This window comes from Eubacterium aggregans, from assembly GCF_900107815.1.
Classification (GTDB): domain Bacteria; phylum Bacillota; class Clostridia; order Eubacteriales; family Eubacteriaceae; genus Eubacterium_O; species Eubacterium_O aggregans.
The window spans coordinates 15,960-33,337 of record NZ_FNRK01000018.1; the positions used below are offsets into that span (position 1 = coordinate 15,960).

Genomic DNA, 17,378 nt, shown 5'->3' on the forward strand with positions numbered 1-17,378 from the left:
TATTTTATTCACCTCAAAACGCACTAATTGTTCGTCTTTCTACGTAGTTGTCCACATGCAGCGTCGATATTGCCGCCCATTTTCCTTCTCATTGTACAATTAATGCCCCTCTTTTTCAACTGACCCTCAAAAAAGTTTACATTATCGCTACCTTTGTATACACTTTCGCTAACAGAATTAAGTCCAATGAGGTTAATATGACAGTTTTGGCCTCCAAACAGCCGAACCAGTTCATCCACATCCGCCTGACGGTCATTAAAACCGGCAATCAGAGCATATTCGAAGGAAATCCGGCGCCCCGTAATTGTAAAGTAATTGTTACAAACCTTTAGTAATTCATCCATAGAATAACGTTTTGCGATGGGCATCAGCGTTTCACGCCGGTCTTGGAAGGGTGAGTGGAGGGAAATGGCCAAATTGATTTGCAAATCCTCCTTGGCCAAGGCCTCGATTTTGGGCACCAGTCCACAAGTGGAGACGGTTATTTTCCGCTGCCCAATCCCCCATCCTTTATTGGCTATTTCGATAAAGGTGAGTAATTCGTCGTAATTATCCAGGGGCTCGCCGATCCCCATAAGCACGACATTGGATATCCGAACCCCCTTCTCCTTTTCCACTAAGTAAATTTGGTCCAGAATTTCTCCAGCTCCCAAATTCCGGACTTTCCCCCCAAGGGTGGAGGCACAGAAGGCACAGCCCATGGCGCACCCCACCTGGCTGGAGACGCACAGAGAATAGCCATGCTTGTAGGACATCAGCACCGTTTCCACACATTCTCCATCCCGCAAACGAATTAGAAATTTAGAGGTGCCGTCTACGGGGTCATGCTGCTCCTCTACAATAATGCCATGCCCGATCCCGTAGCGTTCTGCCATCCGCTCCCGCAGAGCGGCGGGTAAATTTGTGCAATCCGATAAATCCGTTGCTTTTTTTTCATAAAGCCACTCATACAGCTGCTTCCCCCGGTATTTCGGTTCTCCCAGAAGTTGCATCACATCCTGGCACTCGGCCAAGGTTTTTCCGAATAAATATTCCATTAAGATTCCTCTCGTTATTTTCATATCAAAATGTATAAAACTTTGTTTTATGATATCATTATCCTACTAAAAGTACAATTAAGACTATTTAAAATAAGAAGGAGAAGCTTAAATGTCCCAAGATATTTATGTGTTCGGGCATCGCAACCCGGATACGGACTCTATTTGCTCTGCCCTGGCTTACGCTAATCTCAAACATGCCCAAGGTGTGCCCAACGTCGTTGCCGGCCGTCTTGGAAAAATCAATAAGGAAACCCAATTTGTCCTCGATTATTTTGGTGTTACTCCACCTAAACGCATTAGCGATGTTCATCCCCAGGTCTCAGATCTTAATTTAAACAATGACTCCATGGTAACCGAATCGGAATCCGTCCTCAATACCATGAACAAAATTGTCTCGAATCCCGGTCGTTCCCTGCCGGTGGTCGATGATGAAAAAAAACTGCTGGGGATGATTGCACTCCCGGACATTATGCAGGCCTATACCGATCCCTTTCGGGCATCCCTTCTTCGAGATAATGCCACCCCTTACCGTAACGTGATCGATATTTTAGAGGCCCGGGTCATCGGGTCTATCCCTGGTAAAATTATTCTCGGTGATGTTTATAGCAATACCCAGCTTCATCCCTCCGAACACCTGAATCCCCAGGATTTAATCGTCACCGCTTTAAATGATGGCTCTCTCGAAAAAGCTTTTTTGGCAGGTGCCCATAATATCATTATATCCAATACGCCCAATGGCACCACGCCCCAGCTGCCCCAGGATTTTCCAGGGGTCATTATGCTCTGTGAAGCCCCCCCTTTTGAGGTCATCAGACGTCTAACCCAGGTTATTCCCATCGCCAATTTTGTCAAACGGGAAAAGCTGGAGTATTTTGTTATCTATGAAACCATCGACGATGTGAAGGAGAATATGCTGACCTCGGACCACAACCGCTTTCCCGTGGTGGATGAGGATGGGACCGTTTTGGCCTCCATTACCAAAAGCTCCCTTTTAGACTTCAAGCGGAAGCAGGTTATCCTTGTGGACCATAACGAGCGGGGTCAATCCATCGGCGGTATCGATGAAGCCGAGATTATCGAAGTCATCGACCATCACCGCATTGCAGAGATCCAGACTGCAGCCCCTCTTTATCTCCGATTAGAGCCCGTGGGCTGCACCTGCACCATCATCGCCCGTATCTATGAGGAGAAGGGAATTCCCATTCCCAAAGCCATGGCTGGCATTATGCTGTCTGCCATCCTATCCGATACACTGCTCTTTAATTCCCCCACCTGCACCGATTTAGATCGAAAAACCGCCATGCATCTGGCGAAAATTGCAGATGTCGATCCCCAGAGCTACGGTCAGAAAATGCTGGTGGCCGGCAGTAACCTCACCGACATGACCCCAGAGGAAATTCTGAACACTGACCGAAAGCACTTTACCATGGGGAATTACCGGGTAACCATTTCACAGATCAACACCGGGGATTACAAAGGGATGTTCTCCCAACTAAAACCGGTGCTCTCCCAAATGGAATCGGACTGCGCTACAGGCAGTTTTGATCTGGCGGTGCTCATCGTCTCTGACGTACTGCTGGGAGGCAGCGAGCTCCTGGTCGCTGGTAAGGCCCGGAAACTGGCAGAGGCCGCCTTTGGCATTGCAGAGGATGATATCAGTCAATTTTTCCCGGGAATGTTTTCCCGTAAAAAGCAGGTCGTTCCCCCCCTTATGAATGCTGCTTCATTATAGGAGACGCCATGGGTAAGAAAATCACACTTTTTCTCTGCTTCGCCCTGCTTTTTTTAACCGGCTGTACCAAAGAGGATATCATCAATAACAAAAAAAATGGTACGGTGGACACTGGACTAGTGGCACAATACCAGGATGGATCCTATACGTCTACCTCCAAAACCTACGACAGCTACGGTTACGGCCAAACCCTTGTGATTGAAGTCCACTCTGGTATTATCACAAAAGTGCGTTTTTATGAGCAAAACCGTACCGGTACCCTCAAAAATGATGCTGCTGGTACCTGGCTTTCCAAAAGCGACACCCCAACCCTTACCGAGCTTTACAGCACCTTGGTCACTAAATTGATCCGTGCCCAAAGCGCAGATATTGATACAGTATCTGGCGCAACTAAAACCTCCCAGGCATTCAAAGATTTAGCCACGTCAGCCATATCCAATGCACAATCCGGCAGTACAGCTGTGTCGAAGGTCGATTTAGACGACACGTATACCGCCACCAGCAGTCTCCCCACAGAAACAGGCAGCATCGGAACCTTAACCGTCGTCTACGATGGCCACACCATCTCCGATGTCCAGTACGATGAAGTAAAGGATGGGAGCAATAAAAGCAGCAATATGGTTTATAAACAACTCTTTACCACAATGACACGGGAGACCTTAAAACACCAGGAACTAACACCCATAACCCCTGATCCCACATTTCCAGAAGAATACGCCACCTACAATGCTTTATTGGAAAACATCAACAGCCAACGGGGCGCATTTTAATACGTGATACAACGGAGAACATTATGAAGAATGATACATTTGGCAAGCGATTCCGCGCCCTTCGAACCCAGAAAGGCCTGACCCAAGAAAAAATTGCAGATATTTTTTACCTGAACACCAGCTCAATTTCAAAGTATGAAAAGGATAAAAGCATGCCTGAAATTGCTCTGCTTATCCAAATCGCAGATTTTTTTGGTGTCTCTGTGGACTACTTACTTTGCCGCACAACATGCCCATTACTCATTCGCCCCGACAACGGGGCCGCCCTTATCGATGGTAATGGATCCCCTCATTTCCTGGATTCCCGGGCCTTTGAAACCCTTTTAGCCTACCTGCGTTTGCCAGAGGATGTCCAGATGGAGATTTCCGATTTTATTTCTTTTAAAGAAAAGCAACGCCATTAGAAAATATTTTGATTTGCTGCCGTATAAAAGTGAAAGAGCCGGAATTCCGCAGATGGAATTCCGGCTCTTTTTTTACAGACTTAGGTTAAAACTTCACCTGTTCTTTAACCTGTTTTAACACCTCTTCAATATGTTCCACTGAAGAGCCAATGGATGCTTCTACCGCACCAAAGATGGTCCCCTCGACTACGGGAGCGTCTACCATCTTTATCTTTTCAGGGTCTGAAGACATTTCAATGGCCATCTCTGTGGTCATAATGGCAGAACCCATATCCATCAAAACAATTACGCCATCATCGGACATTACTTCTTCGATACCGGCGGTAATCTTTTCTAAATCCGTCCCAATGCTTCCATCGGCCATTCCACCAGCTGCTGCAATTTTAGCATCTGATGCCATTTGATGAGCCAGCTCTGCTGCCCCTTCTGCTACCTTTTGACTATGGGATACAACAACGATGCCAACCAAATCAGGCACCTGCCTGCTGTGCGGCTTCCCGTGCTGCCTGAATCAGATAAGTCACTGAGGTGGCCCCGGGATCCTGGAAGCCGATGCTCCGTTCGCCCAGATAACTGGCACGGCCCTTGGTTGCTATGATGGTCTTGGTGTACTCCACACCCTTCCAAGCCGCATCCTCTGCATCCACTAAGGCGTCGGTAATGCTTTTTCCTTCAGCAATCGCTGCATTATATGCATCTTTTGCCGGCACAAGAGCATCCAACATGGTCTTCTCTCCGGTTGTCGCCTTCCCACGGCTGATAATACCCGCAATGGCTGCATCAAACATTTCACTGATATCTGAAGCTGATAGTTCTTCTTTACCCTTCATGGCCATTCCAGCTTTCATAAAAGCGGTGCCGTAAAGGGGGCCTGATGCACCACCAACAGTGGACACCAATGTCATCCCAACCGATTTTAAAATATCAGCAATGGGCTTATCTACCACTGCATCGATTTTTTCTTCAACAGCCTTCATCCCACGATTCATATTAATACCGTGGTCACCATCGCCGATGGCCTGGTCCATATCCGTGAGGGCCTGGCGATGTTCTTCCATCTTATTATTGAATAAATCGACGAAAGTCAATACATCTTTCTTAGTTGCTGCCATATTTTACCTCTTTTCTAAAGAATGACAGGCCAGAAAGGCCTGCCATTATCTTTTTTGTATAATTATAAATTGTTTTCCTTAATCCTGAGTCAAAGCGATGGTATCTGCAGGTGCTAAAAGCAGTGCTTTCATTTCATCATCAAGTCTCAGTAAGGAAATGGATGCTCCAGCCATATCGATGGAGGTCATATAGTTGCCAACATAAGTCTTTGCAATCTTGATTCCTTTTTCTGTTAAGACATCGTGAATGCGTTTATTCAAAATGTAGAGTTCCATTGCTGGTGTTGCGCCACCGCCGTTGACCATTACAGCCACTTCGGAACCGGAATAATCAATATCAGCCATTATCTTATCCAGCAGATGATCCACAATGGCATCAGCCGGCATGATTTTTTCCCGGCTGGTTCCGGGTTCACCGTGAATACCAATACCCAGTTCGATTTCGTCTTCTTCTAATTCAAAGCCCGGCTTACCCGCAGCAGGAACAGTAGAAGGTTTGAGGGCGACACCCATGGTACGGACATTGGCGATGACCTTTTCGGCGACGGCTTTAACGGTGGCTAAATCTGCACCTTCTTCCGCCTTGGCACCGGCGATCTTGTGAACAAAGATAGTTCCCGCAACACCACGACGACCGGTGGTATACAGGGAATCTTCCACTGCAACGTCATCATTGGTGACGACATGATCGACTTCAATCCCTTCGTCCTGGGCCATTTCAGCCGCCATTTCGAAGTTCATAACATCTCCAGTATAGTTTTTAACGACCATCAGGACACCTTTTCCTGCATCAATCGCCTTAATTCCTTCAAAAACCTGGTCTGGTGTGGGAGAAGTATACACAGCACCTGCAACGGCGGCATCTAACATTCCCTTGCCAACAAAACCACCATGAGTCGGTTCATGGCCGCTGCCACCACCACTGATGAGGGCAACTTTTCCAACTTTCTTTTCTGCTCTGACTAAGACATCAAAATCAGGAATTCGCTTAACATATTCAGGATGAGCGTCTACGATACCTTCCAGCATCTCATTTTCGACATTTTCAACATCATTGATAAACTTTTTCATCAAAAATTCCTCCTAAGAATTAAGACTTTTACTAAATAATAGTATAACACATTCAATCTTTAATTACGATTATGTTTCACGAACACGACAAAATATTACTCTATTTAGACAATAAATAATAATCAGAAAATCACAACATCTTATGAAAATTTTCAGAAATTGAATAAGGGTGTAAACTGCATGAAAACCGCCTGTTTTCCTTTCATTCTTATCGTTAAATTAATAACGTTCTTTTTTCTTTGTTCTCCCTTTACAAATCTGACCGGCTATGCTATCATATGAGTGTAATCGAAAGCGGACTGCTTTTAAAAGCAAATTATTCCTCTTTCGCAAAACAACATATTCTATATATAGGGCAGGAGACTGGAGGGCCGAGCTAAACCATTCGCATCACATAAATTGAATATGTGCTTGTGTAAGTGTATGTTTAGTTGTCAGCCTTTTTTTTATGACCTCTCCAATCCTTATCCTTTAATACTTCATTTCGGTTTAATCATGCGTGTCATGTTTAAATAATACATTTATAATTCATAGGGGGTTTTATTTATGGCAAAGTATGTATTGGCACTCGATGCAGGAACAACGAGCTCCAGAGCTATCTTATTCAATCACGAAAGTGAAATCGTTAGTGTCGCACAGAAGGAATTTACACAGATTTATCCTAAGCCAGGTTGGGTTGAACATGATCCCATGGAAATTTGGGCTACCCAAAGTGGTGTTGTCAGTGAAGCAATGGCAAAAGTAAGCGCTACTGCTGATGATGTCGTTGCTATCGGTATTACCAACCAGCGTGAAACCACCGTCGTTTGGGACCGTGCAACTGGCGAACCGGTTTACAATGCCATCGTATGGCAATGCCGTCGTACCGCCAGCTATGCCGATGATTTCCAGGCCATTCCTGGTTTCGGTGATTATGTACAGGAAAACACTGGTCTGATCCTTGACCCCTATTTCTCCTCCACTAAATTACTCTGGATCCTCGATCACGTTGAAGGCGTTCGTGAAAGAGCAGAAAAAGGCGAATTAGCATTCGGTACTATTGATACCTGGCTGCTCTGGAAACTCACTGGCGGTAAAGTACACGCAACCGACTATTCCAATGCTTCCAGAACCATGCTCTTCAACATCAAGACCCTGAAATGGGACGAAGAATTATGTGCGAAGTTCAGAGCTCCCATGAGCTTACTGCCTAATGTACAGCCTTCTTCCAGCAAATTCGGAACAACCACCCTCTTCGGTGGCGAAATCCCAATTACCGGTATTGCCGGTGACCAACAGGCAGCCCTCTTCGGACAGGCTTGCTTCGATGCTGGTATGGCTAAGAACACCTACGGAACCGGCTGCTTCATGCTGATGAACACCGGGGAATCTCCAGTGAAGTCCAACAATGGCCTGTTGACCACCATTGCCTGGGGTTTAGACGGTGTCGTTGATTATGCTCTTGAAGGTTCTATCTTTATCGCTGGTGCTGCCATCCAATGGCTGCGTGACGAAATTAGATTAGTCGATACCTCCCCTGACTCCGAACACTTTGCTAAGAAAGTGGCTGACACCAATGGCGTTTACATGGTTCCTGCTTTCGCTGGCTTAGGCGCTCCTCACTGGGATGCTTATGCTCGTGGCTGTATTGTCGGTCTTACCCGTGGTGCTAACAAATGCCACATCATCCGTGCAACATTAGAATCCCTTGCATTCCAGACCAAAGATGTTTTGGATGCCATGGAAAAAGACTCTGGCATTACCCTGAAATCCTTAAAGGTTGATGGCGGTGCTTGCGCTAACAACTTCCTGATGCAGTTCCAGGCTGATATCCTTGGTGTTCCAGTTGACAGACCTTCTATCGTTGAAACCACCGCTATGGGTGCTTCCTACTTAGCTGGTTTAGAAGTTGGATTCTGGGCAAACAAAGCTGAAGTTGCTTCCGCTTGGAAGATTGACCGTACCTTCGAACCAATGATGGATTCTGAAGTTCGTGCTAAACTGTACAAGGGATGGCAAAAAGCCGTTGAATGTTCAAAGGGTTGGGAAGACGCTGAATAAGCATTTACTTTCCCATATGTAAAGATAAATGATATTTTGACGAAAAACCTCCGGGTTTTTCGTCAAAATATTTACAAAAAGTGAGAATTATCCCAATTAGCGGTTTACCTCTGATTGCCGGAGTGCTAGAATAATGACAGTGGAGTTGGAGGGCAGTCATGTCAACAAGAAAGTGTTTTCTTTTGTTTCAAGCGAATCCAATCATCGCCGCCGTTCGAAATCCAAAAGACATCTACGACGCCGTTGAATCCGAAGCAGAAGTAATTTTCCTTCTGGGAGGCAACATTTACAATTTGAAGAAAATGGTGGATTTTATTTCTCAATCCGGAAAGCATGCTTTTGTTCATCTGGATCTCTTAAAGGGCTACGCCCAGGATAATTACTTCATTAAATACTTAAAAGAAGAAATTAATCCAACCGGTGTGATCTCTACAAGGAATTCCCTAGTAGCTAAAGCAAAGCAAGAAGGTTTGATGACGGTTCAACGCCTTTTCCTTTTGGATTCATCCGCTATGGATACCACTATCCAATCGGCTAGGAAAATCAAGCCGGATGCAGTGGAAGTGTTGCCAGGACTGGTTCCTAAAATTATCCATCGGGTTAAAGACGAGTTGGCTATCCCCATTATTACGGGTGGATTCATTGAAACAGAAGAAGAAGTACAATCTTGTATCAATGCTGGCGCTATTGCTGCCAGTACTTCACACAAGCCCCTTTGGAATGCCCTTTCTCATATTGAAAAGAGTACCGAAGAGGTATAAAAGCACAACTGAATAAAGGCAACGGAGAGCCGCACATTTTTTCTGACGTATGATTGGTACGGTATGGAATTTGTGTGGTTTTTTTATTTCTTGCAAGTTAAAACAAATAAGAGGAGGAGTTATTATGTATGATATTGCTATTATAGGTGCTGGTATTGCCGGCTCCTACATAGCTCGGGAACTATCCCGCTATCAATTGGATGTCGTGTTATTGGATGGAGAGAATGATGTAGGAAACCAAATCACCATGGCAAATTCTGCCATCGTTCATGCTGGGTTCGATGCCCCTTCTTACAAGAAAAAAGGTCAATTCAATGCTCCAGGCAATATTATGTACGAAAAGGTCTGCCGAGATTTAGACGTTCCATTCAAACGGACCGGGTCCTTCGTTGTGGCTCATAATGAACATGAAATGTACAAATTGCATGAGCTGTATCAAAACGGGTTGAAAAATGGTGTGCCGGATTTACGCATCATGTTCCAGGATGAAGTCCATGAAATCGAACAAAACCTGAATCCCGATATCTGTGGTGCATTATATGCGGGTACTGCAGGTCTGGTTTCTCCCTTTGAAATGTGTGCGAAGGTTGCCGAAAATGCCGTTGATAACGGCGTCACCCTGAAGCTCAACCACCTGGTCACGAATATTGAAGACCGGAAGGGCTCCTTCAAAATTGAAACCACCGGTGGGGATGTTGAAGCCAAATATGTGATCAATGCAGCAGGTGTCTATGCCGATGATATCTACAAAATGGTTGGTGACCCCTACTTTAAAATTTTAGCCCGCCGGGGTGTCTACTTCATCTTCGATAAAGAAGTGGGGGATTTAGTCCATAACGTTATCTTCCCCTGCCCGACCAAGAATGGTAAAGGGATTCTGGTCTCCCCCACCGTCCACGGCAATCTGTTAATCGGACCAGACGCCATGCCTGTAGAAAAGGGTGATATCAGCACCACCCAGGATCGTCTGGATTATATTAAGGAAAACGCACTGAAGAATTGTCCGGATCTGGGCCATTACTTCAACAAGATTATCCGCTCCTACGCTGGTACCCGGAATACCCCTGTGGCGGACACCTATACCACTACCGATGGTGACTTCATCATTGAAGAATCTCCCATCAAGGGCTTTGTCAACTTTGCGGGGTATGAATCCCCGGGTCTGACTTCCATTCCTGCTGCAGGCTACTATGTAGTTGAAGAAGTTATTCTGCCGATGCTCAAACGCGATGGTATTGAACCAAAGGAAAACGAAAAATTCAATCCTGTTAATAAGAAGCATATTTATTTCAACGAACTGACGGATGAAGAAAAACGTGAAATCATCGCTAAGGACCCTAAATATGGTAAGGTCATCTGCCGCTGTGAAACGATCACCGAAGGTGAAATTTTAGATGTTATTCATAGAAGCGCAGGCGCCACCACCGTTAAGAGCGTGAAGAAACGCTGCCGCGCTGGTATGGGTCGCTGCCAGGGTGGCTTCTGCTCACCACGGGTGGTTGAAATCCTCGCACGGGAATTGGGCTGTGAACTGGATGATATTATGTATGATGCCAAGGATTCTGGCTATGTCCTAAGCGGTAAAACAAAATCTACAGGGGAGGAAGCATAAGCAATGATCTATGATGTTGTAGTTTTAGGCGGGGGCCCCGCTGGATTGGCCGCTGCTGTCGAAGCAAAAAAAGAAGGCGCAGAAAATGTCCTTATTTTAGAACGTGACCGTGAACTGGGCGGTATTTTGAACCAATGTATTCATAACGGTTTTGGGCTGCACACCTTTGGTGAACAATTAACCGGTCCGGAATATGCAGAACGTTATATTGATATGGCTGCTGAACTGAATATCCCCTACGAATTAAACACCATGGTCCTGGATATGGTGGATAACGGGGATACCAAAACCATCCATGCCATTAATGAAGAAGAAGGTTACACTGCCATCGAAACCAAAACGGTTATTCTAACCATGGGCTGCAGAGAACGGACCGCTGGGGCCATTGGCATTCCCGGCTATCGTCCGGCTGGTGTCTTTAATGCCGGGACCGCCCAACGCTTTATCAATATGGAAGGCTATATGGCCGGTAAAGAAGTCGTCATCCTCGGTTCTGGAGATATCGGACTGATTATGGCTCGTCGGATGACCCTGGAAGGGGCACATGTCCAGGCTGTCTGTGAACTGATGCCCTACTCCAACGGCCTGACGCGTAATATCGTTCAGTGCCTGGATGATTACGATATCCCCTTGAAGCTCTCCCATACCATTTCCTACATCCATGGGAAAGACCGCGTGGAAGGCGTTACCGTTATGAAGGTTGGCGATAACTTAAAACCTATCCCCGGCACCGAAGAATTTATTCCCTGTGACACCCTGCTGTTATCCGTCGGGCTAATTCCTGAAAATGAAATCTCCCGTTCCGCTGGTGTTGAAATGGATCGTCGGACCAATGGCCCTGTGGTGTCTGAACTGCGGGAAACCAGTATTCCCGGAGTCTTCGCCTGTGGTAATGTCGTCCATGTTCATGACTTAGTCGACTTTGTCTCTGAAGAATCCGTCTTAGCCGGGAAAGGCGCCGCCCGATACATTAAGGGTCAGCTGACTGGGACGAAGAACTTCGATACCGTCAATGGTGACGGCATTAGCTATGTGGTTCCCCAGCACGTTACGGTCTCTAACCTGGATAAAGATTTGACTTTCTACATGCGTGTGCGCGGTGTCTTTGCTGATTCTGTTGTGAATGCTTATATTGGCGATGAAAAGATTGCAACCAAGAAGGCGCCAAAATTTGTTCCGGCTGAAATGGTTAACTTTAAAATTAAAAAAGAAGTTCTCGAAAAATATCCCGATGGGGAAATCAAATTCGTCGTGGAACCGAAGGAGGCTAAATAAATGAAACGTGACTTAATCTGTATTTCATGCCCAATCGGATGCGCCATCACCGTTGAAGGGACCGATGGCAATTACACGGTTACGGGTAATAAGTGTAAAAACGGTGAAAAGTATGGGATTGAAGAAGTAACCAATCCCCAACGGGTTGTTCCTTCCACCGTTGTCATTAAGGGTGCCTTAATGGCCCGTCTTCCTGTAAAAACAGCAGACACCATTCCCAAAGATAAGATCTTCGACTGTATGAAGGAAATTGATAAGGTCGTTGTAGAAGCCCCCATTAAAATGGGTGATGTGATCATCCCCAATGTTTGTGGCACTGGTATTGACATTGTTGCAACTAAATCGATGCCTGCTATTTAACCTTTAAAAATAGAAAAGCGTTGGCTCCACACCAGTGGAATCAACGCTTTTTTTATAAATGACCTATCCTAAATAATTGTAGTTGTCCTGATTGAAATAAACAGCATTATCCCCTGAGGGCGCCATATTGATCTCAAATTTCTGTTCTTTCCCATCATTTCCCGTATAGGTCAGGGTTCCACTTTCGCCATCGCCATCCTCTGGGGCAGACACCGTAAATTTAGATGATCCCTTTTGTCCACCGATGTTCCACTCAATGATTCGCTTTGCACTATCAATATCAATGGTATTTCCATTCAACTCATAGGATCCCCGGATATTGCCAATAAAGACCCGTTCAACATCCGTTAAAGTTTGTTCTTTCATTTCTTTAATGGTGTAGGTCGCCTCCGCAACCGGTCCCTTTGATCCATCGTTAATGGTAATGGCCTTCAAGGTCGAATCATAATTAATGGCCAAAGGACTATCCTTTTCGTATAAAAAGCTTTTAGAAGAGGGTTCTGAGCCATCTAAAGTATAATAAATCAGACAATTTCCCCCATCCCCCTCATTGGAAAGGATGACTTCTTGTTCCCCCATATATTCCCCGGATGGTAGGGAAATCTTCGTCTCTAATTTTTTCCCACCGCATCCTACTAAGGCCAGGGATACAAATAGACAAGCTGCAAGCAGCACACTAACCTTTATTTTCTTCATCACACACCTCATTATATTGAATTTAAATCCTCTAATTGAAAAACAATTCCCTGACAAAACTTTAAGTTGTCCGCCGGTTGGTTATCGATAATATCGAAGTGACAATGGGGAATTGCAGTTTCATAATGCCAAACATATGGGCCCTTACACCAAATCGCCTTAATAATCTGTGCTTTAGCCTTTGCTGCCTGGGCGTGGGCACAGTTACAGGCACAATCTTCAAATATTCCTCGGGGTGTCAGGTAGATTTCAGCGCCATCGATGGTGTTGACTTGTGCTTCTATAGCACCATGAAAGACGGTTGTATCATCGGAGTGGCCAAATACAACAACCACTTGCGATTCGGCCGCTTCAGCAATTTCCGCATCGGTCATTTCATGCTTGTACTCCCGTCCATCGAGCTCCTGGGCGAAATCCGCTGCTGTTTTCATTTTCCTATACCTCCTTTTATTTATTACTATTGTATCAGACTTTTATAAAAAAAAACAGCCCTCATGGGAGCTGTTGTGTAGGATTTAAACCATAAGCAAATAACGGAAAACGGCTGCAAAGTGACAAGCACTCCCCAACAAAACAAAGATATGGAATATCTCATGAAAGCCCCATCGCTGACTTAAGTTGGGCTTTTTAAGGCCATACATCACCCCCCCAATGGTATAAAGTATCCCCCCTAGAATAAGAAGAACCAAGCCTCCCGTTGGGAGAGCCTCATACAGTGGCTTAAGTGCAAATAATGCAAACCAGCCCAGGGCGATATATAAGGTCGTGTTGAGCCATCTCGGCATCCCAATCCAAAAGACCATCATCAGAATTCCAATAATCGCAACACCCCAGATTGCAGCCATCATTCCAATACGCATTGGTCCGGTTAAGCAAAGCAGGCAAAAGGGCGTATAAGACCCCGCAATTAAGAGAAAGATCATGGCATGGTCCAGCTTCTTAAGCCGCAGAAGTTCCTCTCCCCCTCGATTCTGTACCGCATGATAGTAAAAACTTGTGTAGTATAACCCAATCAATCCAATTCCAAAGGCTAATACAGAGCATAAGGTTTCAGGGGTCACGTTGTTTTCTGAAATAATGAGGATAAGCATGGCAACCATTCCCACAAGGGAGAGAAGTGCCCCGATCAAATGGGTCCAGGCATTAACCGGTTCTCTGAATTTTTCCATTATATTATAAAACCTCCATACATAGTTTTTATTACTACTTAATATATTAAATGAATATTATCATGTATGCCTGTTGCTGTCAATGACTGTTTTTTATTGCAAGTTTATAAATTCTTCGGTACAATAAAAGAAAAAAAGGAGAAAAGCAATGGATGAGCAACAACTAAACACCTGGCTGGACGCTTTGAATCAAGACGCCCTCAACTCAGGGGATCAGCTGCCGGATATCGATTTGTACATGGACCAATTAATTACCCTATGTGAGCAATACCTGGAGGTCCATCGGCGCCATCCCGAGGATAAACTCCTCACGAAATCCATGATTAACAATTATAGCAAACGAAAGATGCTGGGAACAGTCCATAAAAAAAAGTACACCCGGGGCCAGGTACTCATGTTGTACTTAATCTTTATGCTAAAGCCAGTGGCCTCCATCGACGATATTCAGCAGCTTTTTAATGAATTCACCACCGAGGATGGCTTCTCCCCAGAGGATCTTTTAGCCATTTATCCTCTTCTCAGTGAACGAATGGCCGACAATGATCGTATCTTTAAGGAAGAGACCCGGGCCCTTTGGGAAACAATAAAAAAGGAACCCGAGTCGGCCAAGATGGCACACTCCGATTCCTTTTTAATGGCTTTTTCACTTTATAGTCAAGCTCTAAATTACAAGCGATTGGCGGATAAGCTGGTTGATGAATGCCTCACCACAGCCCTCCATTAACCAACCCAGACACAACTGTTTTGATATTGTGGGAAATAAGTCATGGGATCAACCATGGTCCCATTTTCCAGAATACTTAAATGGAGATGGGGGCCGGTGGAATTTCCGGTGGAACCAACATAGCCCAGCACCTGTCCCTTAGTGACCGTTTGACCCGCAGAAACAGCTACACTGCTCATATGGCCATAGATGGACCCAATCTGGACCCCGGAAGCATTTTGCCCATTATTCAGGGTGACGCAGTTGCCATAGCCGCCATTTTCTCCAGCCTGTACCACGGTACCATCCGCAATGGCCAAAATCGGCTCACCATTCCCTGGGGTGATGTCGATTCCCTGGTGGTTGGTGGAGCCCACACCGTTGGTGGCTCCCCAGGAGCGCTGACCAAACCAGTCACTGATATTAAAGGCCTTGGGGTTGCTGGGATCAATGGGCCAGTAATATTCCCCGGTCTGAACGATTCCGTTCAGTCCTGAAAGTCCCAATTGCTTGGCCAAATCTTCACCCGCAGCATATTCCGCATCATAGGCTGCCTGCTGTTGTGCCAGCAGGGTATTGTTTTGGGCAAGAAGCTGATTCTGTTGGGTTTTCAGACTTTCGGCACTGGCCTTATCGCTTTCCAAATCGGCAATTTTAGATTCAATTTCTTTTTTAGTCTGCTCCAAAGCATTGACGGCATCCCGGTCACTTTGCATAATATTTTTGACCTGGTCGATCCGGGTCAGCAGCTCGGTAAAGTTCTTGGAGGAAAACAGTACCTCCATATAACCATCATCGCCGTACATATACATAATTCGCAGACGTTCTTCCAGCTCAGCTTCCTGCTGGGCACGCTTTGCTTCAGCCGCTGCAATCTCCTGCTTGGTTCCTTCCATCTTTTCATCGAGGGCTGTAATGACAGCATTGGATTTACTGAGCTCCTCTTCAATCCCTTTGATGGTATTCTTGGTCATATCAATTTGATACTGGGTATCCTTAATTTTTTGAACGGCATTATTTAAATCATCAGTAGTCGCCGCCAATGCCGGAACCCCGATGCACGATAAAGCAAAACATACACATAACAACATCACTAACATTTTTTTTGCCATAAAACACCTCCGATTATTTTTATATCAACGTCTTAAGCGTCTAAGTATTTTCGTATTGAGAATAGACTTCCGCAGGATCCAATGACCACGCCATAGAGCATACAGAACAATGAGATTGGCCCCATCAGAAGGGATGGAGACACCAAGGCCGTATCCATTGGGATGTAAACCGAATGATTTACGTAGGCGATGATGAAGTAATAGCCTGTTCGAATGACAAGCATTGCGGCCAAGGCCCCAATGCATCCCAGGAAGGTTCCCTCCAGGACGAAGGGGGTCCGGATATACCAGTCCGCTGCTCCCACATATCGCATAACGCGGATTTCCCGACGTCGTGCAAAGCAGGTCAGCTTAATGGTATTATAAATAATGAAGATGGAGACCAGGGTCAGCACAATCAGCATAACCAAACAGAAAATATTGCTGAATCGGCTGAACTTCATAAGGGCATCCACATATTCTTCACCGTATTTAACATAATCAACACCCTTATTCGTCAAACCTTCGGCATAGCCCTTTACGTCTTTAATCTTCTCTGAACTTGTTACCTTAATGGTGAAGGATGCCTGCATGGGGTTGTTGTTGCTGCTGTAACCACTCAATAGCCCAGCATAGCCTTCCAAGCTGTCTGAAAACTCCTTTAAGGCATCATCCGCACTTTGATAGGTGATTTCAGTGATATCTGAATTCTTTTTTAGTTCAGTTTCCAAAGAAAGCTGTTGCTCCTGGGTGATATCAGACTTTAAAAAAACCTTGAGTTCCAAGGCTGACTCCACATTCTTTGTGATTTGCTCCAGGTTAACGGAGAAAATGACAAAGATGCCTAAAATAATAAGGGCTGCTACCACAGAAAGCACCGATGCCATACTCATTAAATTGTTACGCTCAATACTCTGGGTGGTATCTCTAAACACACTTTTCAAAAAAGAAAAAATTTGAAATTCTCGCTGATTACCTTTACCTGCCAAATCCGTCTCCAAACTCTATGAATTCACGCCTCCCCTTTGGAGAGGCCGTTCTCAGAAAATTTCTAAGGAAATATTATAAAAGCCTCAGATTAAATGTGACTTAATATTTCACCTTGTAACTAATTATGTACAAATTGTAACATAAAGATTGAAAGAATTCAACACTCTTAAGGGATTCCCGGAAAATTCTTGGTGATTCAATTGAAAAATTTAACTTTAAAGTATAAAACACGTTCCGCTTCGCTTCACTCCTTCACGGCTGCGCCATGTAAAGGGATGGCTAACACGTAAAAAAGACGCCACGTATGGCGTCTCAGAGTGTAGACAAACAGGTGTAGCGCGGTCAGGACGAGGATAAAAAAGATTCACCCCGGACCCCAGGCGCTGACGAGCAAAGGGAAAGTCCTCACTCGGCAAGGCGCAAAACCTTCGGTTTTGATAGGTTTTTGGCTGGTTTACCGTATTAATGCTTAGCCTTTTAAAGTTACTATCCGCGGGGGCAGCCGGGGTTCTCGTATTTTTATCCTCGTCCTTCCCTTACTTTGTCTTCAAC

General features: G+C 45.2%; 18 protein-coding genes. 9 read left to right on the forward strand and 9 right to left on the reverse strand.

Annotated features, from left to right (window positions below; all coding sequences use genetic code 11):
- Positions 1-23: 23 nt before the first annotated feature.
- Positions 24-1,037, reverse strand: a complete 1,014-nt coding sequence (gene rlmN, locus BLW33_RS10175; protein ID WP_090308418.1) for a dual-specificity RNA methyltransferase RlmN — start codon at positions 1,035-1,037, stop codon at positions 24-26.
- A 112-nt stretch (positions 1,038-1,149) separates the two neighbouring features.
- Here rlmN and BLW33_RS10180 point away from each other — a divergent pair, with 112 nt between their 5' ends.
- Genes BLW33_RS10180 through BLW33_RS10190 form a run of 3 tightly spaced genes read left to right on the forward strand, consistent with a single transcriptional unit; the run spans position 1,150 to position 3,946 of the window.
- Entirely contained in the window at positions 1,150-2,772 is a 1,623-nt protein-coding gene (locus BLW33_RS10180; RefSeq protein ID WP_090308421.1) for a putative manganese-dependent inorganic diphosphatase, read from the forward strand.
- Positions 2,773-2,780: 8 nt separating this feature from the next.
- Complete coding sequence (locus BLW33_RS10185) at positions 2,781-3,542, forward strand: FMN-binding protein (RefSeq protein WP_090308423.1); 762 nt, start codon at positions 2,781-2,783, stop codon at positions 3,540-3,542.
- A 23-nt stretch (positions 3,543-3,565) separates the two neighbouring features.
- Positions 3,566-3,946 (forward strand): helix-turn-helix domain-containing protein, encoded by a 381-nt coding sequence (locus BLW33_RS10190; RefSeq protein ID WP_090308426.1) that lies wholly within the window; start codon positions 3,566-3,568, stop codon positions 3,944-3,946.
- 85 nt (positions 3,947-4,031) lie between these two features.
- Here the strand turns inward: BLW33_RS10190 and dhaM are convergent, their stop codons facing one another.
- The 3 genes from dhaM to dhaK form a co-directional block, all read right to left on the reverse strand.
- Positions 4,032-4,415 (reverse strand): dihydroxyacetone kinase phosphoryl donor subunit DhaM, encoded by a 384-nt coding sequence (dhaM, locus tag BLW33_RS10195; RefSeq protein WP_090308504.1) that lies wholly within the window; start codon positions 4,413-4,415, stop codon positions 4,032-4,034.
- A gap of 1 nt (position 4,416) precedes the next feature.
- The gene (dhaL, locus tag BLW33_RS10200) at positions 4,417-5,058 is read right to left on the reverse strand and encodes a dihydroxyacetone kinase subunit DhaL (RefSeq protein ID WP_090308428.1); all 642 of its coding nucleotides are present in this window, start codon (positions 5,056-5,058) and stop codon (positions 4,417-4,419) included.
- Positions 5,059-5,136: 78 nt separating this feature from the next.
- Complete coding sequence (dhaK, locus tag BLW33_RS10205; RefSeq protein ID WP_090308431.1) at positions 5,137-6,129, reverse strand: dihydroxyacetone kinase subunit DhaK; 993 nt, start codon at positions 6,127-6,129, stop codon at positions 5,137-5,139.
- 546 nt (positions 6,130-6,675) lie between these two features.
- Here dhaK and glpK point away from each other — a divergent pair.
- The 5 genes from glpK to BLW33_RS10230 all read left to right on the forward strand — a co-directional run bounded on the left by glpK (position 6,676) and on the right by BLW33_RS10230 (position 12,177).
- Positions 6,676-8,169: a glycerol kinase GlpK gene (gene glpK / locus BLW33_RS10210; RefSeq protein WP_090308433.1), complete on the forward strand. Its 1,494-nt coding sequence runs from the start codon at positions 6,676-6,678 to the stop codon at positions 8,167-8,169.
- Positions 8,170-8,327: 158 nt separating this feature from the next.
- The gene (locus BLW33_RS10215; protein WP_090308436.1) at positions 8,328-8,930 is read left to right on the forward strand and encodes a glycerol-3-phosphate responsive antiterminator; all 603 of its coding nucleotides are present in this window, start codon (positions 8,328-8,330) and stop codon (positions 8,928-8,930) included.
- A 124-nt stretch (positions 8,931-9,054) separates the two neighbouring features.
- Positions 9,055-10,542: an NAD(P)/FAD-dependent oxidoreductase gene (locus tag BLW33_RS10220; RefSeq protein ID WP_090308439.1), complete on the forward strand. Its 1,488-nt coding sequence runs from the start codon at positions 9,055-9,057 to the stop codon at positions 10,540-10,542.
- A 3-nt stretch (positions 10,543-10,545) separates the two neighbouring features.
- On the forward strand, positions 10,546-11,817 hold the full coding sequence (locus BLW33_RS10225; RefSeq protein ID WP_090308442.1) for an NAD(P)/FAD-dependent oxidoreductase: 1,272 nt from the start codon (positions 10,546-10,548) through the stop codon (positions 11,815-11,817).
- On the forward strand, positions 11,818-12,177 hold the full coding sequence (locus BLW33_RS10230; RefSeq protein WP_090308444.1) for a DUF1667 domain-containing protein: 360 nt from the start codon (positions 11,818-11,820) through the stop codon (positions 12,175-12,177). It abuts the gene before it with no gap.
- Positions 12,178-12,240: 63 nt separating this feature from the next.
- Here the strand turns inward: BLW33_RS10230 and BLW33_RS10235 are convergent, their stop codons facing one another.
- The 3 genes from BLW33_RS10235 to trhA form a co-directional block, all read right to left on the reverse strand.
- Entirely contained in the window at positions 12,241-12,873 is a 633-nt protein-coding gene (locus BLW33_RS10235; protein ID WP_176966700.1) for a chitobiase/beta-hexosaminidase C-terminal domain-containing protein, read from the reverse strand.
- A gap of 11 nt (positions 12,874-12,884) precedes the next feature.
- Positions 12,885-13,304: a hypothetical protein gene (locus BLW33_RS10240; RefSeq protein WP_090308449.1), complete on the reverse strand. Its 420-nt coding sequence runs from the start codon at positions 13,302-13,304 to the stop codon at positions 12,885-12,887.
- 84 nt (positions 13,305-13,388) lie between these two features.
- On the reverse strand, positions 13,389-14,042 hold the full coding sequence (gene trhA, locus BLW33_RS10245) for a PAQR family membrane homeostasis protein TrhA (RefSeq protein ID WP_090308450.1): 654 nt from the start codon (positions 14,040-14,042) through the stop codon (positions 13,389-13,391).
- Positions 14,043-14,190: 148 nt separating this feature from the next.
- Between trhA and BLW33_RS10250 the strand changes: the two genes are divergently transcribed.
- Entirely contained in the window at positions 14,191-14,766 is a 576-nt protein-coding gene (locus tag BLW33_RS10250; protein ID WP_090308453.1) for a DUF1836 domain-containing protein, read from the forward strand.
- Here the strand turns inward: BLW33_RS10250 and BLW33_RS10255 are convergent.
- Complete coding sequence (locus BLW33_RS10255) at positions 14,763-15,857, reverse strand: murein hydrolase activator EnvC family protein (protein ID WP_090308455.1); 1,095 nt, start codon at positions 15,855-15,857, stop codon at positions 14,763-14,765. The genes BLW33_RS10250 and BLW33_RS10255 overlap by 4 nt on opposite strands.
- Before the next feature lie 32 nt (positions 15,858-15,889).
- Positions 15,890-16,771, reverse strand: a complete 882-nt coding sequence (gene ftsX / locus BLW33_RS10260; RefSeq protein WP_242911654.1) for a permease-like cell division protein FtsX — start codon at positions 16,769-16,771, stop codon at positions 15,890-15,892.
- Between the last annotated feature and the right edge of the window lie 607 nt (positions 16,772-17,378).